This is a genomic window from Paenibacillus nanchangensis (genome assembly GCF_046543445.1).
In the GTDB taxonomy this organism is placed as follows: domain Bacteria; phylum Bacillota; class Bacilli; order Paenibacillales; family Paenibacillaceae; genus Paenibacillus_AQ; species Paenibacillus_AQ nanchangensis.
The window spans coordinates 1-19367 of the sequence record NZ_JBHOFD010000036.1; the positions used below are offsets into that span (position 1 = coordinate 1).

Annotated in this window: 18 protein-coding genes; 17 read left to right on the top strand and 1 reads right to left on the bottom strand. The window is 55.5% G+C overall.

Going from position 1 to position 19367, the window contains the following annotated elements; genetic code table 11:
• Positions 1-425: 425 nt before the first annotated feature.
• The 8 genes from ACE6ED_RS23695 to pssA all read left to right on the top strand — a co-directional run bounded on the left by ACE6ED_RS23695 (position 426) and on the right by pssA (position 10158).
• On the top strand, positions 426-1601 hold the full coding sequence (locus ACE6ED_RS23695) for a GNAT family N-acetyltransferase (protein ID WP_410829905.1): 1176 nt from the start codon (positions 426-428) through the stop codon (positions 1599-1601).
• Positions 1602-2015: 414 nt separating this feature from the next.
• The gene (locus ACE6ED_RS23700; protein WP_410829906.1) at positions 2016-2477 is read left to right on the top strand and encodes a CtsR family transcriptional regulator; all 462 of its coding nucleotides are present in this window, start codon (positions 2016-2018) and stop codon (positions 2475-2477) included.
• Positions 2478-2495: 18 nt separating this feature from the next.
• On the top strand, positions 2496-3017 hold the full coding sequence (locus ACE6ED_RS23705) for a UvrB/UvrC motif-containing protein (protein ID WP_410829907.1): 522 nt from the start codon (positions 2496-2498) through the stop codon (positions 3015-3017).
• A 28-nt stretch (positions 3018-3045) separates the two neighbouring features.
• Entirely contained in the window at positions 3046-4110 is a 1065-nt protein-coding gene (locus ACE6ED_RS23710; RefSeq protein ID WP_410829908.1) for a protein arginine kinase, read from the top strand.
• Positions 4111-4148: 38 nt separating this feature from the next.
• Positions 4149-6602 carry an ATP-dependent protease ATP-binding subunit ClpC gene (clpC, locus tag ACE6ED_RS23715; RefSeq protein WP_410829909.1) on the top strand — a complete coding sequence of 818 codons (2454 nt, stop codon included), beginning with the start codon at positions 4149-4151 and terminating at the stop codon, positions 6600-6602.
• 302 nt (positions 6603-6904) lie between these two features.
• Positions 6905-8272 carry a DNA repair protein RadA gene (gene radA, locus ACE6ED_RS23720; RefSeq protein WP_410829910.1) on the top strand — a complete coding sequence of 456 codons (1368 nt, stop codon included), beginning with the start codon at positions 6905-6907 and terminating at the stop codon, positions 8270-8272.
• Positions 8273-8288: 16 nt separating this feature from the next.
• Complete coding sequence (gene disA, locus ACE6ED_RS23725) at positions 8289-9365, top strand: DNA integrity scanning diadenylate cyclase DisA (RefSeq protein ID WP_410829911.1); 1077 nt, start codon at positions 8289-8291, stop codon at positions 9363-9365.
• A 61-nt stretch (positions 9366-9426) separates the two neighbouring features.
• Positions 9427-10158, top strand: a complete 732-nt coding sequence (pssA, locus tag ACE6ED_RS23730; RefSeq protein ID WP_410829912.1) for a CDP-diacylglycerol--serine O-phosphatidyltransferase — start codon at positions 9427-9429, stop codon at positions 10156-10158.
• A gap of 162 nt (positions 10159-10320) precedes the next feature.
• Here the strand turns inward: pssA and ACE6ED_RS23735 are convergent, their stop codons facing one another.
• Positions 10321-10716: a nucleoside triphosphate pyrophosphohydrolase family protein gene (locus ACE6ED_RS23735; protein ID WP_410829913.1), complete on the bottom strand. Its 396-nt coding sequence runs from the start codon at positions 10714-10716 to the stop codon at positions 10321-10323.
• 238 nt (positions 10717-10954) lie between these two features.
• Between ACE6ED_RS23735 and ACE6ED_RS23740 the strand changes: the two genes are divergently transcribed.
• From ACE6ED_RS23740 to ACE6ED_RS23780, 9 genes are all read left to right on the top strand, one after another.
• Positions 10955-12043, top strand: coding sequence for a PIN/TRAM domain-containing protein (locus ACE6ED_RS23740; RefSeq protein ID WP_410829914.1), 1089 nt, complete (start codon positions 10955-10957; stop codon positions 12041-12043).
• Between the two features lie 134 nt (positions 12044-12177).
• Complete coding sequence (gene ispD / locus ACE6ED_RS23745) at positions 12178-12867, top strand: 2-C-methyl-D-erythritol 4-phosphate cytidylyltransferase (RefSeq protein ID WP_410829915.1); 690 nt, start codon at positions 12178-12180, stop codon at positions 12865-12867.
• Between the two features lie 3 nt (positions 12868-12870).
• On the top strand, positions 12871-13356 hold the full coding sequence (ispF, locus tag ACE6ED_RS23750) for a 2-C-methyl-D-erythritol 2,4-cyclodiphosphate synthase (protein ID WP_410829916.1): 486 nt from the start codon (positions 12871-12873) through the stop codon (positions 13354-13356).
• Positions 13357-13418: 62 nt separating this feature from the next.
• Positions 13419-14882, top strand: coding sequence for a glutamate--tRNA ligase (gene gltX, locus ACE6ED_RS23755; protein WP_410829917.1), 1464 nt, complete (start codon positions 13419-13421; stop codon positions 14880-14882).
• Between the two features lie 448 nt (positions 14883-15330).
• The gene (cysE, locus tag ACE6ED_RS23760) at positions 15331-16026 is read left to right on the top strand and encodes a serine O-acetyltransferase (RefSeq protein ID WP_410829918.1); all 696 of its coding nucleotides are present in this window, start codon (positions 15331-15333) and stop codon (positions 16024-16026) included.
• A 29-nt stretch (positions 16027-16055) separates the two neighbouring features.
• A complete protein-coding gene (gene cysS, locus ACE6ED_RS23765) occupies positions 16056-17468 on the top strand; it encodes a cysteine--tRNA ligase (RefSeq protein WP_410829919.1) in 1413 nt (470 codons plus the stop codon).
• Positions 17465-18010: a Mini-ribonuclease 3 gene (locus ACE6ED_RS23770; protein ID WP_410829920.1), complete on the top strand. Its 546-nt coding sequence runs from the start codon at positions 17465-17467 to the stop codon at positions 18008-18010. The genes cysS and ACE6ED_RS23770 overlap by 4 nt, the downstream gene beginning before the upstream one ends.
• A gap of 33 nt (positions 18011-18043) precedes the next feature.
• Positions 18044-18790: a 23S rRNA (guanosine(2251)-2'-O)-methyltransferase RlmB gene (gene rlmB, locus ACE6ED_RS23775; protein WP_410829921.1), complete on the top strand. Its 747-nt coding sequence runs from the start codon at positions 18044-18046 to the stop codon at positions 18788-18790.
• Positions 18791-18793: 3 nt separating this feature from the next.
• Complete coding sequence (locus tag ACE6ED_RS23780; RefSeq protein WP_410829922.1) at positions 18794-19315, top strand: NYN domain-containing protein; 522 nt, start codon at positions 18794-18796, stop codon at positions 19313-19315.
• Positions 19316-19367: the final 52 nt, after the last annotated feature.

A 19367-nucleotide genomic window follows, 5' to 3' on the forward strand; every position in this document is an offset into this window, starting at 1 on the left:
TGTGCTTACATAAGGAATCTGGATTATAAAAAAAAGCGGTGAGTTTTCAACAAGTTATTCAGTTATTCCATAACCCGGCTAAAAATTTTGTTGTGTTCTGTGGATAAAATATTGTGTATTGGGAATTCCATTGCTCTTCTTATATTAAAGGCCGCTGGTCTGAAGAAATGTGGATAAGCAAAATCTGAGCTTGAAGTTGTTCAGCAAATCTACACGGCATCCACAATGAAATGTGGATACCCTCTTAATTATGTGGATAGCGTGAACAAATTGTGGATTTAGCGATAAACTGCTTTGTTATGTGTTTGACTGCTTGTGGATAAGTTTCGGAAAATTGACACGATCTGGCTTCTCTGGCACACTCGAGATAAGAGTCCGGCCGACAGCCGGACTACAAAGCTAAGTAGCAGGGAGAGGACGCTGGGATGGAGATCAGGCAGTTAAGGCAGGAAGAGTTCGAGGCAAGTCTAACGTTGTCGGAATATGCGTTTCAATATAAGGTGTCCGGAGAAGCAAGGGAGTCAGCCAAACAGCGTTTTCGCCCGGAACGAATCTGGGGTGCATTTGAAGGTAATCAGCTGGAGGCCAAATTTACGTTACTCCCCCTAGAAATTTATGTACAGGGCGAGCCGGTACGGATGGGCGGAATTGCCGGGGTGTCCACGTGGCCCGAAAATCGGCGTCAAGGTCTGGTAGCCCGGCTTCTGACCCATGCGCTGGAGCATATGAACCGGGAAGGCGTCACCGTTTCTTGTCTGCATCCCTTTTACGTGCCGTTTTACCGGAAATTCGGCTGGGAGGTGTACTGCGATCAGAAGAAATACCACGTTCCTGTGGATAAACTTCCAGTCAAAGAAACCGTCCCGGGCCGAATTGTACGGGATGTGGAGGACGTAGAACTGCTGGACCGGCTGTACCAGGAATATGCGGCTGCCTATAATGGTACGCTTAGACGGGACAAAGAGTGGTGGACCCAATCCGTTCTTGAAGCGGATGAACATAATGTGGTCTTTTTTGCGGAGTCCGGCGAACCAGAAGGCTATATGCTGTACAAGGTGGAAAAAAGAGAGTTTGCGATTAATGAGCTGGTGTACCGGACTGAACAGGCTAGACGGGCATTGTGGACATTCGTGGCGAATCACGATTCCATGATTGATGCGGTATCCATCACGTTTGTTCCCGCCAATGATATTTTGCCGCATCTTCTTCCGGACCCGAGAGGGGTTAAGCAGGAGACCCATCCCTATTTCATGGCCCGGATTGTGAACATTCAATCTTTTGCGCAGCGGTTGAGATTTGCTGCTTCCGTCTCGGCCGAGCGGTGGACCATTGGGTTGGCGGACCGCCATGCGCCTTGGAACAACGGAACCTGGGAGTGCCGGGTCGACGAAGAAGGCCGCTCCGTTTGGACACGTCTCGAGTCCGGCGGGGAAACGCCTAAGCTCTCATGCGATATTGGGGCGATGACGGCCATGCTGCTTGGATACAGACGTCCCGCTGAACTTTATCGTTTTGGGATTCTCACTGGTGACGCGGCGGCGGCTGAACGTATGGAACGGCGTGTACCGCAGGCGGCTACCGCGTTGTTTGATTTCTTTTAAAATGTTTAGGATGCATAGATATGGATATACGTTGATTAGGCCCTTCCACCTGTTGGAGGGCTCTTTTTTCTGCCCTAGCTGGAGCCTACGCAAAAAATATTTCCGGGCCCCTTGGCTTTCCGGAAGAATGTGTTATAATATAATCAAAGTCAAAGAAAGTCAAAGTCAGCGAAGCTTGCAGGCAGCCCGCATGATTGGCGGGAAGAAGGCCGATACTGACAGCAGTACAACGTAAACTGCCGGGGCGGTTCCATAAGGACTTTTTCACAAGTACTGTGCAAGAAAGTCAGGGTTCTTGAGGATACTGCTGCACCGGGGATTCGGTTTCAGAAGGTTTGGTTAAGGTTCCTTTAAAAGCGCGTCGTCAGGCGACCGGAGCCGAGAATGCAAGCTTCAGACAGTGGAGGATGAGTGATGCGTAATATCTCTGATATTATCGAACAATATCTGAAGAATATTTTGCATGAAAGTCCCGAAGGCACCGTGGAAATTCAGCGTAACGAGCTTGCCGATCAGTTCTCCTGCGTTCCTTCGCAGATCAATTATGTGATCAGCACACGGTTCACTCTGGAGAAGGGGTATCTGGTGGAGAGCAAACGCGGGGGCGGCGGGTATATCCGGATACAGCGGATCGAGCTGCCGCAGCACATGGCTCTGCATACGCATCTGAACCAGACGATTGGCTCCGGAATTGATCAGACGGCGGCCGAGGGATTGATATACCAGCTTGAGGAGGCCCGCTTTCTTACCAAGCGTGAGGCCTGTCTTATGCGGGCGGCGGTATCCCGCGAATGCCTTGCGGTTAAACTGCCTTACAGGGACGAAATCCGCGCCAAGCTGATGAAGGCGATGCTGGTTTCAATACTGGGCAAATAAGTTGGGGGAGGAATCACCATGCTGTGTCAAGAATGTGGATCAAAACCGGCGACACTCCATTTCACCAAAATCGTGAACGGAGAGAAGACAGAGTTCCATATTTGCGAGAGCTGCGCCCGGGAGAAGGGCGAACTGATTCCCGGAACGGCCGGCGGTTTTTCCATCCACAGCCTGTTATCGGGACTTTTAGATTTGGATAAGACAGGCGCGAACAAGGCGGCGGTCAAAACCGCACAGTCCGTGCGCTGCGAAGAATGCGGGATGACCTATTCCCAGTTCAGCAAGCTCGGCCGCTTCGGCTGCAGCTCCTGCTATAAGTATTTTGACAGCGGTCTGGATCCGTTGTTTAAACGGGTGCACGGCAGCACAAACCATGTCGGCAAAATCCCGAAACGCGCCGGCGCGCACATTCAGGTCCAGCGCAAGATTACGGAGCTGAAACGCGAGCTGCAGAGCAGCATTTCCCAGGAAGAATTCGAACGGGCCGCAGAGCTGCGCGACCAGATTCGCCGACTTGAAAAAGAAATGGCACAAGAGTAAAGTCTTTGATATATAGGGGGAATACGCGATGCCTAATCTCCGGTTTACCGAACATGCGCTCAGCGACTGGATGCGCAGCGGCGGCAGCCACTCCGAGATTGTAATCAGCAGCCGTGTGCGGATCGCCCGCAATTTGCAGCACCTCCCTTTTCCTCTGCTGGCTACGGCCGGACAGGCGGAGGAAGTGCTGAACCAGCTGTCGCCCGTCATGGACAGCGGCGAAGCGTCCGGATTCGGCACCTTCCAACTGCTTAAGATGGAAGAACTCGAAGAGATCGACAAGAAAGTGCTGGTGGAGAAGCATTTAATCAGCCCGAGCTTGGTGAACGAGTCGAGAGGCGGTGCGGTGCTGCTGAATGATGACGAATCCGTCAGCATTATGATCAACGAAGAGGACCATTTGCGGATTCAATGCTTATTCCCCGGATTTCAGGTCCGGGAGGCCTGGGAGCGCGCAACGTCGATTGACGACTTGTTTGAGGCTTCTGTGAACTTTGCTTTTGATGACAAACGCGGGTATTTGACCAGCTGTCCGACCAACGTTGGCACGGGGCTGCGTGCTTCGGTCATGATGCATTTGCCGGCGCTGGTGATGAGCCAGCAGATCAACCGGATTTTGTCCGCAGTCAACCAGGTAGGCTTGACCGTGCGCGGCATCTACGGCGAGGGCAGCGAAGCGGTCGGCAATCTGTTCCAGATCTCGAACCAGATTACGCTGGGGCAGACCGAAACCGAAATTATCGATAACCTGCAGGGCGTTGTCGCTCAGATCATTGAGCATGAACGGCATGCCCGGGAGCGGCTGATGGCGGAGTCGCGCATTCGGATTACCGACCGGATCATGCGGTCTTACGGCATTTTGTCTTATGCGGCCGTAATGGAACTGAAAGAAGCCGCACAGCGGCTGTCCGATGTCCGGCTTGGGGTGGATTTGGGCATTCTTCAAAGTCCAAGCCTTGCTAAGCTGAATGAGTTAAATGTAATGACGCAGCCCGGATTTCTGCAAAAGACGTTTGGAGCGAATATGAGCGCTGCCGAACGGGATATGAACCGCGCGAAGCTGATTCGCGAAACATTGGGAACTACGACTTAATTATAGATGCTAATCACATTTTCGGAGGTGCTAATGCTATGATGTTTGGAAGATTTACGGAACGCGCGCAAAAAGTGCTGGCTCTGGCTCAAGAAGAAGCTGTCCGTTTGGGACACAACAATATCGGAACAGAACATATTTTGCTTGGACTCATTCGTGAGGGAGACGGAATCGCGGCCAAGGCGCTGATCGGCCTGGGACTCGGTCTGGAGAAAATTCAGGACGAAGTGGAAGCGCTCATCGGAAGAGGGCAGGAACAGCCGACCAATATCGCCTACACGCCGCGTGCCAAAAAAGTCATCGAGCTGTCGATGGACGAAGCCCGCAAGCTGGGCCATACGTACGTGGGCACCGAGCACATTTTGCTTGGCCTCATCCGTGAGGGTGAAGGCGTTGCAGCCCGGGTGCTGAACAACCTTGGCATCAGCCTGAATAAAGCCCGCCAGCAGGTGCTGCAGCTGCTCGGCAGCAGCGAAGCGGCTTCCAGCCACAGCGGAACGCCGGCTAATGTTAGCACGCCGACGCTGGACGGTCTGGCGCGCGACCTGACGGCTTACGCCAAAGACGGCAACCTGGATCCCGTTATCGGACGCGGCAAAGAAATCGAACGCGTTATTCAGGTGCTCAGCCGCCGGACCAAAAACAACCCGGTGCTGATCGGTGAACCGGGCGTAGGTAAAACGGCGATTGCCGAAGGACTGGCACAGCGGATCATCAACAATGAGATTCCGGAGACACTGCGCGACAAGCGGGTGATGACGCTGGATATGGGTTCGGTTGTAGCGGGAACGAAATACCGCGGTGAATTCGAGGACCGGCTCAAAAAGATCATGGACGAAATTCGTCAAGCCGGCAATATCGTGCTCTTTATTGACGAGCTGCACACGCTGATTGGCGCGGGCGGCGCGGAAGGCGCAATCGACGCCTCCAACATTCTGAAGCCGGCGCTGGCGCGCGGCGAGCTGCAGTGCATCGGGGCGACGACGCTTGACGAATACCGCAAATATATCGAAAAGGATGCCGCGCTGGAACGCCGCTTCCAGCCGATCACGGTGGATCAGCCGTCGCCGGAAGAAGCTGTACAGATTTTGTACGGACTCCGCGACCGCTATGAAGCGCATCACCGCGTGAAGATCACGGACGAAGCGATTGTGCAGGCTGTGAAGCTCTCCGACCGTTACATTACGGACCGCTTCCTGCCGGACAAAGCGATTGACCTGATCGACGAAGCGGGCTCCAAAGTAAGGCTGAACTCCTACACGATTCCGCCGAATCTGAAAGAGCTGGAAACGCGTCTGGACGACATCCGCAAGGAAAAAGACGCAGCCGTTCAGAGCCAGGAGTTTGAGAAAGCGGCGGCTCTGCGCGACACGGAGCAGAAGATTCGCGAAGAACTCGATACGACGAAAAACCAGTGGAAAGAAAAACAAGGCCGTACCGACTCCGAAGTAACGCCTGAGGATATCGCCCAGGTGGTGGCAAGCTGGACCGGCATTCCGGTCAGCAAGCTGAAAGAAGAGGAGACCGAACGCCTGCTCAATATGGAAGCACTGCTTCATGACCGGGTTATCGGTCAAGACGAAGCGGTTAAAGCGGTCAGCCGCGCGATCCGCCGCGCCCGTGCCGGTCTGAAGGATCCAAAGCGTCCGATGGGCTCGTTTATCTTCCTTGGACCGACTGGCGTAGGTAAAACCGAGCTGGCCCGTGCGCTGGCAGAAGCGATGTTCGGCGACGAGAACGCCGTGATCCGTATCGATATGTCGGAGTACATGGAGAAACACTCCACGTCCCGTCTTGTCGGAGCGCCTCCGGGATACGTCGGTTACGAAGAAGGCGGCCAGCTGACCGAAAAAGTCCGCCGCAAACCTTACTCCGTCGTGCTGCTGGATGAGATCGAGAAGGCGCACCCGGAAGTGTTTAATATCCTGCTTCAGGTGCTGGAGGATGGCCGTCTGACCGACTCCAAGGGCCGTGTAGTCGACTTCCGCAACACGCTGATTATCCTGACCTCCAACGTTGGCGCGGAAGCAATCCGCAGAAACTCGACTCTTGGCTTCACCGCCGTACAGGATGCGGGAGCGGATTATAACAACATGAAGGGCAAAGTGATGGAAGAACTGAAGAAGAGCTTCCGTCCTGAGTTCCTGAACCGGATCGACGAAATTATCGTCTTCCACTCGCTCGATGAGAAACACATCGCCGAAATCGTAACGCTGATGTCCGAAGAGCTGCGCAAGCGGCTGCGTGAATACGACGTCGACTTCGAACTGACAGATAAGGCGAAGGCCTTCCTGGCTAAAGAAGGCTACGATCCGGCATTTGGTGCCCGTCCGCTGCGCCGGGCGATCCAGAAGCACATCGAGGACCGTCTGTCCGAAGAGCTGCTGAAGGGCAATGTGACCAAAGGCGATTCCCTGATCATCGACGAGGACAACGGCGACTTGTCCGTAAAAAAACGCGATGTGGCGTTGAACATGGAGAAATCGGAGTAATTCACACCTTAAAATTTCGCAAGGAGCGAGCTTTCTGCCGCTCATTGCACAGAAAGCCTGCTGCCGCATTTTGGCAGCAGGCTTCTTTTTTTTCGTCCGAATGTCGATATATAGAGTAAAGCGGACTGGACGGCTGAAGCGGCAGGCCTCACGCCCTGCGTCAGAAGTCAGCGGCAGAAAGAAATGTAAATTATTGATCATAAATGGGTGGTTTTGCGGGTCGCCCGGCCTTTCGTTACACGAGCAGAAATGTTAAACTTTTAATAGAAACAGATATTTCCCGCTGTATAGGAGATTACCAAATGGCAAAAGCGAAAACAAAGTTTATCTGCACGGAATGCGGAACCGAATCTCCGAAATGGCTGGGGAAATGCCCGGGCTGCCAGGCATGGAACACCATGGTCGAGGAAACGGAAAGCGTCGTCAAAACGGCGGGGATGAATGCCCCCATTTTTCATAGTAAAGAAAAACCGCAATCCATCATAAATATAGAAAGCGATCAGGAGCCGCGGATCTTGACCGGCATCGGAGAACTGAACCGGGTGCTTGGCGGAGGGATTGTTCCGGGTTCGCTGATCCTCGTGGGCGGAGACCCCGGTATCGGCAAGTCGACGCTGCTGCTGCAGACTTCTCATGCGCTGACCGCTCAGGGATTGCGTGTGCTCTATATCTCGGGGGAGGAATCGGTCCGGCAGACCAAGCTGCGCGCCGACCGTCTCGGTGCTTTGTCCGCCGAGCTGTATGTCCTGTGCGAAACGAACATGGAGACGATTGAAGAAGCGATCGAGCATATCCAGCCCCAATTTCTGGTCATTGACTCCATTCAAACCGTCTTTATGCCTGAGGTGACGAGTGCGCCGGGCAGTGTGGCGCAAGTTCGGGAATGCACAACCCGGTTTATGCGGATCGCCAAAATTCGCGGCATTGCGACGGTGCTAGTCGGGCATGTTACCAAGGAAGGGGCCATCGCCGGTCCGAGACTGCTGGAGCATATGGTGGACTGCGTGCTGTATTTTGAAGGCGAACGCCACCATACGTACCGGCTGCTGCGGGCGGTGAAAAACCGGTTTGGCTCAACCAACGAAATCGGCATTTTTGAAATGGGCGAAATCGGGCTGACCGAGGTCGACAATCCTTCGGAGCTGTTCTTGTCGGAGCGCCCCCTTGGGGTGGCCGGTTCGACCGTTGTGGCGAGCATGGAAGGCACCCGGCCGGTGCTTGTGGAGCTCCAGGCGCTTGTGTCGGCTACGCATTTTCCGTCCCCTAGACGAATGAGCACCGGCATGGATCATCAGCGGTTGTCGCTAATTATCGCGGTGCTGGAGAAACGGATGGGGATGTTCCTGCAGAATCAAGACGCGTATCTGAATGTGGCGGGCGGCGTCAAGCTGGATGAACCGGCGGTCGATCTTGCCGTTGCGCTCAGCATTGCCTCCAGCTTCCGCGACATTGCGACCAAACCGGACGATGTGGTATTCGGCGAAGTCGGGTTGACCGGGGAGGTAAGAGCGGTGTCGCGTGCGGAGCAGCGGGTGAAGGAAGCGGCGAAGCTGGGCTTCCGCCGGGTGATTTTGCCGGAGAAAAGTTTAAAAGGATGGAAGCATCCTAAAGATATACAGCTTATCGGGGTCGGAACGGTTGCAGACGCACTAGCGGTCGCTTTAGATTAGGGGGCTTATTATAGAGATGAAAGAACACAACCAACTGGAAAACATGAATGACCTGCTCCGGCTTGCGGCACCCGGGACGCCGTTCCGGGACGGTCTGGAGAATGTGCTTAGAGCCAAGACGGGCGCGCTGATCGTGGTCGGCTACAGCCCGGAAGTGATGGATGTGGTGGATGGAGGGTTTTCCATCAACTGCGATTTTTCGCCCAACTACCTCTATGAGCTTGCGAAGATGGACGGGGCCATCATTTTGAGCGAGGATCTAAAACGGATTTTATATGCGAACACCCAGCTTATTCCTGACTCATCGATTCCGTCGATCGAGACCGGTATCCGCCACCGGACCGCCGAACGCGTCGCAAAGCAGACGGGCAAGCTGGTCGTCTCCATTTCCCAGCGCCGCAACATCATCACGTTGTACCAAGGCAATATCCGGTATGCGCTGAAGGAGATCGGTGTTATTTTGACCAAGGCCAACCAGGCGATTCAGACGCTTGAGAAATACCGGGCTGTCCTGACCCAGGCGCTGACAAATTTGTCGGCTTCGGAGTATGAAGGAATCGTTACGGTGCCGGAAGTGGTCGGTGTCATTCAGCGCGTAGAGATGGTGCTGCGCATCAAGATGGAGATCAAACGTTATATCAATGAATTGGGCAACGAAGGCCGGCTCATCAGCATGCAGATGGAGGAGCTGGTCGGCAACACCGAGGAGGAAGCCTGGCTGCTGTACCGCGATTATGCCCGGGTGGAGGAAGAAGAGAAGATCCGCGATATTATCAATGGTTTGAAACGCGCAACCGACGACGAGCTGATGGATGACAACCACATCGCCCGGCTCCTTGGCTATTCGCCGACGTCCATTACCTCCGAAGAAGCGGTCACGCCGAGAGGATACCGGCTCTTGAACAAAATTCCGCGTCTGCCGAACGTCATTATCCATAACCTGGTGGAACGGTTTGAAATGCTGCCCAACCTGATGACGGCAAGCATTGCGGAGCTGGACGAAGTCGACGGCATCGGGGAAGCCCGTGCCCGGGGCATTCAGGAAGGACTCAAGCGGCTGCAGAAACAAGTTCTTATTGACAGACAAATGTAAATCCCATACAATCACGTAATGTTGGAGTCGTTAAGGCCTAATGAAAACATGAGGTGACATAATGATATCAAAATCAATTCCGAGTCTGTTTACCATCGGTAACCTGATGCTCGGAATGTTTGGCATCATGATGGCTTTCGACGGAAAAATCGATATGGCTGCCATTATGGTGATTATCGCAATGCTGCTCGACGGTCTGGACGGACGCGTAGCCCGCGCGCTTGGAGCCGAAAGTGAATTTGGCAAAGAGCTGGATTCCCTGTCCGACGTCGTTTCATTCGGAGTCGCACCGGCGGTGATCATGTATGTAACTTCCCTGCAGAACGTGAGCCCGGCGCTGGCCTGGACAGTTACCGCAATTTTCCCTGTCTTTGGCGCGCTCCGATTAGCCCGTTTTAATGTCCGTCCGGGAATTCCCGGTTATTTTATCGGTTTGCCGATACCGGCGGCCGGAGGCGTACTCGCGACCATGTCGCTGTTTCATGAAGAAGTATCCCCGCTGCTGATGATGTTCACTGCTCTCTTGTTATCCTATTTGATGGTCAGCACCGTAAAATATCCGAACTTCAAGAAGATCGGGTTTCCAAAAAAAGCCGTAATCGGCGCTCCCATCGTCATTGTAATTGCGGTGGCCGTGGCGGTAATGTTCCCCGAGCAGATTTCCAAGATGATTTTTGCACTGCTTGGTGTATATGCCTTGTATGGCATGAAGCAGAACGTGACGCGGCTGACGACAAGAATGCGCCGAAGAAAGCGGACGAAGAAAGAAGCTTACCAATCGAAGAATAGCTGATTCCGGTAGTTAAGCCTCCGGATGCTGCAAGAATATACGCAAAAGGACGTTCCTTCCGTCTGATCCGTCAGACGAGGAGCGTCCTTTCTTGTTGTAAGCCTGAATGGGTATGAAGCGGAAAACTATCCTGCCGCGGCAGCTCCGGTAAAGGGAACGGCGGGTTCAGGATAAATTGAACAGTCCGAGCGTAGCGCATTTCTGCGATTCCTTGGCAACGATCTCATCCATACGGATATCAAGCAAATTGCACAGTGCCGACATATAAAACAGCTCGCGTCCCAGCTCCGAGCCGATGACTTCGCGGCAGTTCTCGCATAGATGCCCTTGAACGTGGGTGCCGGCCTGGTCCTTGGCCTCCATCAGGCTGGAGCCCGGTTCAAATGCCTGCTTGGAGGCGTGCAGCTCGATGCAGCCGCATTCGGTAACAGCCTTGACGACGGCCCGGTTGACGGAGGCGCTGCTCTGTCCGCCCTTGGAGAGGACGTCCAGCAGGCTTCGGTGGCGGAGCAGCAGTTCGGATACCTGATCCTGGAATTCCTGCAAACTTGGTGCGCTCATTTCCATTTCCCTCCTGGCTCTTGAATTGAGTTCATTATATGCCACCCGGCGGAACCATTTCAACAAGCAAACGAACGGCAGGGCAGGCATCGCTCGGAAAAGGGGTCAAAAAAAATCCCGTGTCTGTCAGGATTATCCCTTACGAAAATGGAACATACTGGGGAGGAAAGGCCCTTTACCCAAAGGTGGGGCCATCCATTCACAAAGCCATTTTTAAAGAAGCGGAGGAGGTGCGGCCATGTGGAAAAAAGGAGTATTGGCCTTTGCCGGTTTGGCCGGAGGGTGGGCCGGATATTCATTGTATATCCAGGCCTCGGAACGGTTTCCCTTAGGGATGCAAAGGTTGGATGAGAGATTTCCAGTGGAAGCCGGTATCGGGTTTACCGTGCTGGGAGCTATTATTTTTTTGATTGCCGGAGCGCTGCTTGCGGATTGGGGCGGCGCCAAGCTGCGCGAAACGGTGGCGCGGTGCGTGAAGCTGCCGATGAACGAATTGGCGGCGGGCGCCGCCGGCTTGCTTGCGGGACTGCTGCTGTCGCTGCTGCTGTATCCTTGTATCAGCTGGCTTGGTAAAAGCGGAGAACTGATCCAGGTAGTCCTTACAGCCGGGCTGGGGTACATCGGCCTGCGGGTGGGCCTGGAAAAACGGGACGAGCTGGCTTCGCTGTGGACCAGCGGACGCTGGGGCCGGGAACCTGAAGCGGAAGAACGTCCGCTGCATGAGCACAAAATATTGGATACCAGCGTGATTATCGACGGCCGGATTGCTGACATCTGCAAGACGGGATTTATTGAGGGCACCATCGTCATCCCCGAATTTGTGCTGGAGGAGCTGCAGCATATCGCCGATTCGTCCGATCTGCTCAAACGCAACCGCGGACGCCGGGGACTGGACATCCTGAATAAAATTCAGAAAGAACTGGATGTCAAAGTCCTGATCTATGAAGGGGATTTCGAGGAGATTTCCGAGGTCGACAGCAAGCTGGTCAAGCTGGCCAAGGCACTTCAGGGCAAAGTGGTCACCAACGACTTCAACCTCAATAAGGTATGCGAGCTGCAGGGAGTCGCCGTACTCAACATCAACGATCTTGCCAACGCTGTGAAGCCGGTTGTGCTTCCGGGTGAAGAAATTATTGTGCAGGTCATCAAGGACGGCAAGGAACACGGCCAAGGGGTTGCTTACCTCGACGACGGCACGATGATTGTTGTCGAAGGCGGGCGGGAGTATATCGGTTCGACGATGGAGGTGCTGGTCACCAGCGTCCTGCAGACGTCCGCCGGACGTATGATTTTCGCCAAACCGAAGCTGCTGGAGAAGGCGCAGTAATTCGACAAAAAGACCGGCTTAAGCAGGCGTTTGCAGCCTGTGACAGCCGGTCTTTTGCCTAAGCTTAGGGTTGGAAATGCCCGGCAAACACGTTATGATGAGGGTATACGCCAGGGACAGGAGCCGTCAGAGAAATGTCGAACAGTGTTGGCGCCGTAATTGTAGCGGCAGGAAAAGGAAGCCGGATGGGAACCGCCGAAAGCAAGCAGTTTCTGCTGCTTCGGGATAAGCCGGTAATTGTACATACTTTGGAAGTTTTTCAGCGGCATGAACGAATTCAGGAAATCGTGCTGGTCACGGGGACCGGGGACCGGGAGCGCTGCCTGGAGTGGATCGGGCAATACAGCCTGACCAAGGTGACGGCGGTTGTGGCTGGCGGAGCAGAGCGGCAGTATTCCGTTCATGAAGGCCTGAAGCGGCTGAACACCGAATGGGTAATGGTACATGACGGTGTGCGGCCGTTCGTCCAGGCGTCCGAAATTACGGCCTGCTGCGAGCAGGCGGAGCGGACGGGGGCTTCGGTGCTTGCGGTGCCGGTCAAAGATACGATCAAACAGGTTGACGGGCAGGGCATGGTCGTCTCCACCCCGGACCGCCGCAGCCTGTGGGCGATTCAGACGCCGCAGACATTCCGCCTGTCCGAGCTGCTGGCGGCTTATGAAGCGGCTGCCCGTGAAGGCTTCCTCGGAACGGACGATTCCATGCTTGCGGAGCGGGCGGGAATCGCTGTCGCTGTGGTCGAAGGCAGCTATGCGAATATTAAGCTGACGACACCCGAGGATTTGGAGTTTGCGGAGTTCAGAAGCAGAAGTGAGAGGAGATAAACTGTGAAGATCGCGGTAGGACAAGGATTTGATGTGCATCAGCTGGTGGAAGGGAGGCCCTGCATTATCGGAGGTGTTACCCTTCCCTATGAAAAAGGGCTGCTGGGCCACTCGGATGCGGACGTGCTGCTGCATGCAGTGAGCGACGCCATTTTAGGCGCGTTGGGACTCGGCGATATTGGCCGGCATTTTCCCGACACCGACCCTGCGTTCAAGGACGCGGACAGCCTGAAGCTGCTGGACCGGGTGTGGGAGATGGCGGCGGAACGCGGCTACCGGCTCGGCAATCTGGACTGTACCATTATTGCCCAGCGGCCGAAAATGGCTCCGTACATCCCGCAGATGGTAGAGACGATTGCAGGCTCCCTAAAGGCTGAACCAACCCAGGTGAACGTAAAAGCTACCACAACGGAACAGCTTGGCTTCACCGGACGCGGCGAAGGCATCGCGGCACAAGCTATTGTATGCCTAATCGGCGATATGCTATGATCATTAGATGGTTAACAACATTGGATCCGACAAGATTCGATTATTGAAACGGAGGGAATACCATGGCGGATGAAGTCCGGGTGCGTTACGCGCCAAGCCCTACGGGACATCTGCATATCGGCAACGCCAGAACGGCGTTGTTCAACTATCTGTTTGCCCGGAATCACGGCGGCAAATTCATTATCCGGATTGAAGACACGGATGTGAAGCGCAATATTGCGGGCGGCGAAGAAAGCCAGCTTAAATACTTGAAATGGCTTGGTATCGATTGGGACGAAAGCATTGATGTAGGCGGAGAATATGGCCCATACCGTCAAACGGAGCGTCTTGATATTTATAAAATATACTGGCAGGAGCTGATCGACCGGGGTCTGGCTTACCGCTGCTACTGCACCGAAGAAGAGCTGGAAGCGGAGCGCGAGGAGCAGCTTGCCCGCGGCGAAACAACGCGTTACTCCGGCAAACACCGCAATTTGACCGAAGAACAGCGGATCGCGTTTGAGCAGGAGGGCCGGGTGCCCAGCATCCGTTTCCGCGTGCCGGAGGACCGTACTTATACGTTTGACGACATGGTCAAAGGGCCGATTTCTTTCACTACCCATGAGATGGGCGACTTCGTTATCGTCAAGAGAGACGGCATTCCGACTTACAATTTTGCCGTAGCGGTGGACGACCATTTGATGAAAATTTCGCACGTGCTGCGCGGGGAAGACCATATCTCGAACACGCCGCGCCAGTTGATGATCTACGAAGCGCTGGGCTGGGAGCCGCCTAAGTTCGGCCATATGACGCTGATTGTTGGCGAGAACCACAAGAAGCTCAGCAAACGAGATGAGTCGGTGATCCAGTTCATCGAGCAATACGACCAGCTTGGTTATCTGCCGGAAGCGATGTTCAATTTCATCGCCCTGCTGGGATGGTCGCCGGAAGGCGAAGAAGAGATTTTCTCCAAAGAAGAGCTGATCTCGATTTTCACCGCGGACCGGCTGTCCAAGAGTCCGGCTGTGTTCGATACCCATAAGCTGGCACATTTGAACAACCACTACACGAAAAACGCCGATCCCGGCCGGATCGCGCGCCTGGCCATCCCGCATCTGCAGAAAGCGGGCCGGCTTCCTTCGGAATTAACGGAGGAGCAGCAGGCGTGGGCGGAGAAGCTGACGGCGCTTTACCAGGAACAGATGACCGCCGCTTCCGATATCGTGGAGCTGTCCGAGTTATTTTTCCGGACGCATCTGGAGCTGGATACGGAGAGTGCGCAGATTTTGGCGGAACCGCAGGTTTCGGAAGTCCTGTCTGCTTTCCTGCACAAGCTGAAGAGCGAAGAAGACTTTACGGCAGCCCGGATCGGCGCGCTGATCAAGGAAGTGCAGAAGGAAACCGGCTTCAAGGGCAAACAGCTGTTTATGCCGATCCGCGTTGCCCTAACCGGCCAGATGCACGGCCGCGACCTGAACGCCACGATCGAGCTGCTCGGCAAAAGCCGTGTCCTCGACCGGCTGAAGGCCCAGATCAAAGGCGCGTAAAACGGACGGGCAGGCGGCGAATTGTCTTGCCAGGCCGAGCTCTTTTCGCTAAGATATAGAAATAATGCAATAGCTGTGACCAGGAGAAGTATGCGGTCCGGACAACTATCAGAGAGAATAACCGAAGAAGGGTTTCCCTTCCGGGCTGGAAGTTATTCGTTCGTCCGCCGCAGAAGATGCGCCTGTGGAGCTGCACGGTTGAGCCGGATGACCCTTCGATGCGGGAGTCCTGTTAGGCCGTGCCGGAACGTCGCCGTTACCGACGCCAGAGGGGGATGCCCGCAGAAAGCCGTAACAAGCGGCTGCTGTGTCACGGGACATCCAAGCAGAGTGGAACCGCGTTCGAACGTCTCTGCAGCTTGAAGCTGCAGGGGCGTTTTTTTCGTTGCCGGAGTGGTCTTGTGCCAGAGTGGTCTTGCCATAGAGAAGAAGCGAAGGGGGAGCGGGCATGCTCAGCCAAATCAAATCGGATATTCAGGCGGTGCTGGATAACGATCCCGCGGCCCGCAGCCGGTTCGAGGTCATCTTTACGTATGCCGGCCTGCATGCGATCTGGAGCCACCGGATCGCTCACCGGCTCTATAAACGGCGGTGGTTTACGATGGCGCGGATAGTCTCCCAGGTCAGCCGGTTTATGACCGGCATCGAGATTCACCCGGGGGCGGTCATCGGCCAGCGTCTGTTTATCGACCATGGGATGGGGGTCGTTATCGGCGAAACCTGCGAAATCGGGGACGATGTGATCATCTACCAGGGGGTTACGCTCGGCGGCACGGGTAAAGAGAAGGGGAAACGGCATCCGACGGTCGGCAATAATGTGGTTATCGGTTCGGGTGCCAAGGTTCTCGGATCGTTCCGGATTGGGGATAATTCAAATATCGGGTCCAATGCGGTCGTTCTCCGCGAGGTGCCGCCGAACTGTACCGTGGTCGGCAACCCGGGCAGAGTGGTGAAACGCAACGGCGAACGGGTCTCCGACCGGCTCGATCATACGAAGCTGCCCGATCCCTTTGTCGATTCGCTTCGTTTTTTGCAAAAGGAAATCGAAGAGCTGCGGCAGAAGCTGGGTGACAGCGACCAGCGCAAAGCGGAACAGCGCCGGCTTGAAAGCGAGCAGGTGTTTGTCGGGGATTATGAAATTTAGGAACCAAGCGAACAGGGAGGATTGGAAGCATGACGCTTCAAATTTACAATACACTTAGCAGGAGTAAGGAAAGCTTTAAGCCGCAGGAGCCGGGACGGGTTAAAATGTACGTATGCGGCCCGACGGTATACGGGTATATGCATATCGGTAATGCGCGTCCGGTGATTTTTTTCGATGTGGTGCGCACGTATCTGGAGCAGCAGGGCAACAAAGTGGATTATGTCGTGAATTTCACGGATGTGGACGATAAGCTGATCCGCAAGGCGGAGGAAATGAACCTGGCGGTACCCGAGGTGGCCGACCTGTTCATCCAAGCCTATTACGATGATCTTGAAGGGCTCGGCGTGGGGCGTCCTACCGCGAATCCCCGCGTGACCGAGAGCATGGATCTGATCATCGATTTTATTGCCAAGCTTGAAGCTAAAGGCTATGCGTATGCGAACGGCGGCGATGTGTTTTACCGCACGGCGAAGTTTGCCGATTACGGCAAGCTGTCCCGGCAGAACCTTGAAGAGCTGCAGTTTGGCATCCGGATCGAGGTTGACCCGCGCAAGGAACATCCGGAGGATTTTGTCCTTTGGAAAGCGGCAAAGCCCGGAGAAATCAGCTGGTCCAGTCCTTGGGGCGAAGGCCGCCCGGGCTGGCATATCGAATGCTCGGCTATGGCGCGCGAATATCTTGGCGACACCATCGACATTCACGGCGGCGGGGTAGACCTCCAGTTCCCTCACCATGAATGCGAATGTGCCCAATCCGAGGCGGTTACAGGTAAACCTTTGGCCAACTACTGGATGCATAACGCCTTCCTTAACATCGGGGACGAAAAAATGTCGAAATCGCTCGGCAACGGCATGCAGGTGAAAGATATCCGGGAACGCTTCAAGCCGGGTACGATCCGCTACTTCATGCTGTCGACCCATTACCGCAATCCGCTGAACTATTCCGAAGAAGCGCTGGCTGCAGCGGCCAAAAGCGTGGAGCGTATTGCCCTGGCGGCAGGCAATGTGAAGCACCGGCTTGAACTGGCAGGCGGAGCGCCGGGAACGGCGGCTGCGGAGTCTACGTCCTTCCGGTCCGAACTAGAGGCTGTATTGGCCCGGTTCCATGATAAAATGCAGGATGATTTCAACACGCCGGATGCCATTACGGCGGTCTTCGAGTGGGTGAATGCGGTCAATCAGCTGATGGCAAGCGCCGACGCGTCTGCGGCCGATCTTGCGGCCGCGCTGGAGATTTTCGGCGAGATGAACGCCGTGCTGCGCCTCGTTCCCGAAGCCGAAGAGGAAGTGCCGGGCGAAGAAATCGACCGTCTGATCGAAGAGCGGGCGGAAGCGCGCAAGGCCAAAAATTGGGCGCGTGCCGACGAAATTCGCGACCAGCTGTCGAATATGGGCATCGTGCTGGAGGATACGCCGCAGGGCATGCGGTGGCGGCGCAAATGAGCGGGGGCGGCACGCGGCCTCCGGAGGAACACGGGCGGCCATTGTCCTCGCCGGATGCGGCGGCGGGACAGCGGGAAGAAGGGCTGGGCAGGAATGCACTGGCCGGGGACCTGCTGAGCGGGAACGCGCCAACCGGATGGTTTCCTTACCCGCCGTCCAAACCGGTCCGCCTGATTCCTCCGATTGTGCTGGCTTACGTAGGCGATGCGGTGTACGAAGTAGCGGTCCGGCAGTATCTGGTGTCGCTGCCCAATCTGCGGCCAAACCATCTGCACCGTTCGTCGACAGGTTTGGTGTCCGCCAAGGCGCAGAGCCGGATTCTAGCCTATCTCGAGCCCGGGCTGACGGAGGAAGAACGGGAGGTTGTCCGCCAAGGCCGGAACGCAAAATCCGGCACCGTGCCGAAGAACGCCGACGTGCTGGAGTACCGGCACGCGACGGCGTTTGAGACGCTGATCGGGCATCTTTATTATTCCGGGCGAACGGACAGAATACAGGAACTGGTGCATAAAGGTATCGAACACATGGACAAGCGTCCCTGATTATCCTGATTATAGAGTACGGGAGGAATTACGATGGAGGAAGAAATACTGGCCGGGAAGCACTCCGTGACCGAAGCGCTGCGCGCCGGACGGACGCTGAACAAAATCTGGATCGCCGAAACGGCGCAAAAACATCTGACCGCTCCGATTATCGCCGAAGCGCGCAAGGCCGGCATTGTCGTACAGCATGTGGACAAGCGTAAGCTGGACCAGCTTGCGCCGGGCGTGCAGCATCAGGGCGTCGTCGCCCAAGCCGCGCCTTATGCTTATGCAGAAGTGGACGATCTGCTGAAAGCGGCGGAAGACAAAGGAGAAGCGCCGTTTCTGATTTTGCTGGACGAGATCGAGGACCCGCATAACCTGGGTTCGATTTTGCGGACGGCGGACTGCACCGGTGTGCACGGCGTAATTGTGCCAAAACGGCGTTCGGCCCAAATCACTGCTACGGTCTCGAAGACATCCGCCGGAGCGGTCGAATACGTCCCGGTCGCGCGGGTCACCAACCTGGGGCAGACCATCGATCAGCTGAAGGAGCTGGGCATCTGGGTGGTCGGCACCGACGTGGAAGCGGTGCAGGATTTGTACAGCTCTGATATTTTTACCGGACCGGTGGCTGTTGTTATCGGCAATGAAAGTAAAGGCATGGGCCGGCTGATCCGTGAAAAATGCGATGTGCTGCTGAAGCTCCCGATGATCGGCCGGATCAACTCGCTGAATGCTTCCGTGGCGGCCGGAGTCGTGATGTATGAGGTATTGCGGCGCCGTCGCCCGCAAGTCTAGGTCATGTCCGATTGGCGGGACGTTCTGCTGGTGGACGGGTACAACATGATCGGCGGATGGCCGGAACTGGCAGAGCTGTCCCGGAAGAGCATGCAGGATGCCCGGGACCGGCTGCTGGACGCGCTCGCAGATTATCAGGCATACCGCGGCCGCCGGGTAATTGCGGTGTTTGACGCTTACCGGGTGCCGGGGCTCGGCCGTTCGTTCGAGCAGGGCAGGGTCCAGGTCTGCTTCACCAAGGAGAAGGAGACGGCGGATGAATGCATCGAACGCCTGGTCGGGGAGCTCAGTCACCGGCGGCGGCAAATTTACGTGGCGACCAGCGATTTTGTGGAGCAGCACGTGATTTTTGCGCAGGGTGCTTTGCGGGTGTCTGCCAGAGAGCTGCGGATCGAAGTCGAAGAGACAGAGCGGGAAGTGCAGAAGCAGATCGAGAACCGCCAGCCGGGCGGCACGCGCAATTCGATTGAAGGCAAGCTGCCGCCGGATATTTTGAGCCGGCTGGAGAAGTGGCGGAGGCAGTAGGAAACAACCTTAACCAGCTTGGGATCAACAGCCACCAGCGGCGGCATTGCCT

Bases quoted from the DNA above. Each gene is read 5' to 3' on its own strand.
- cysS (WP_410829919.1), top strand. From the start codon at position 16,056: ATGACGCTTCAAATTTACAATACACTTAGCAGGAGTAAGGAAAGCTTT.
- clpC (WP_410829909.1), top strand. From the start codon at position 4,149: ATGATGTTTGGAAGATTTACGGAACGCGCGCAAAAAGTGCTGGCTCTG.
- cysE (WP_410829918.1), top strand. From the start codon at position 15,331: ATGCTCAGCCAAATCAAATCGGATATTCAGGCGGTGCTGGATAACGAT.
- ACE6ED_RS23695 (WP_410829905.1), top strand. From the start codon at position 426: ATGGAGATCAGGCAGTTAAGGCAGGAAGAGTTCGAGGCAAGTCTAACG.
- ACE6ED_RS23770 (WP_410829920.1), top strand. From the start codon at position 17,465: ATGAGCGGGGGCGGCACGCGGCCTCCGGAGGAACACGGGCGGCCATTG.
- disA (WP_410829911.1), top strand. From the start codon at position 8,289: ATGAAAGAACACAACCAACTGGAAAACATGAATGACCTGCTCCGGCTT.
- ACE6ED_RS23735 (WP_410829913.1), bottom strand. From the start codon at position 10,716: ATGAGCGCACCAAGTTTGCAGGAATTCCAGGATCAGGTATCCGAACTG.
- ACE6ED_RS23740 (WP_410829914.1), top strand. From the start codon at position 10,955: ATGTGGAAAAAAGGAGTATTGGCCTTTGCCGGTTTGGCCGGAGGGTGG.
- rlmB (WP_410829921.1), top strand. From the start codon at position 18,044: ATGGAGGAAGAAATACTGGCCGGGAAGCACTCCGTGACCGAAGCGCTG.
- ACE6ED_RS23700 (WP_410829906.1), top strand. From the start codon at position 2,016: ATGCGTAATATCTCTGATATTATCGAACAATATCTGAAGAATATTTTG.
- ACE6ED_RS23705 (WP_410829907.1), top strand. From the start codon at position 2,496: ATGCTGTGTCAAGAATGTGGATCAAAACCGGCGACACTCCATTTCACC.
- pssA (WP_410829912.1), top strand. From the start codon at position 9,427: ATGATATCAAAATCAATTCCGAGTCTGTTTACCATCGGTAACCTGATG.
- radA (WP_410829910.1), top strand. From the start codon at position 6,905: ATGGCAAAAGCGAAAACAAAGTTTATCTGCACGGAATGCGGAACCGAA.
- gltX (WP_410829917.1), top strand. From the start codon at position 13,419: ATGGCGGATGAAGTCCGGGTGCGTTACGCGCCAAGCCCTACGGGACAT.
- ispD (WP_410829915.1), top strand. From the start codon at position 12,178: ATGTCGAACAGTGTTGGCGCCGTAATTGTAGCGGCAGGAAAAGGAAGC.
- ACE6ED_RS23710 (WP_410829908.1), top strand. From the start codon at position 3,046: ATGCCTAATCTCCGGTTTACCGAACATGCGCTCAGCGACTGGATGCGC.
- ACE6ED_RS23780 (WP_410829922.1), top strand. From the start codon at position 18,794: ATGTCCGATTGGCGGGACGTTCTGCTGGTGGACGGGTACAACATGATC.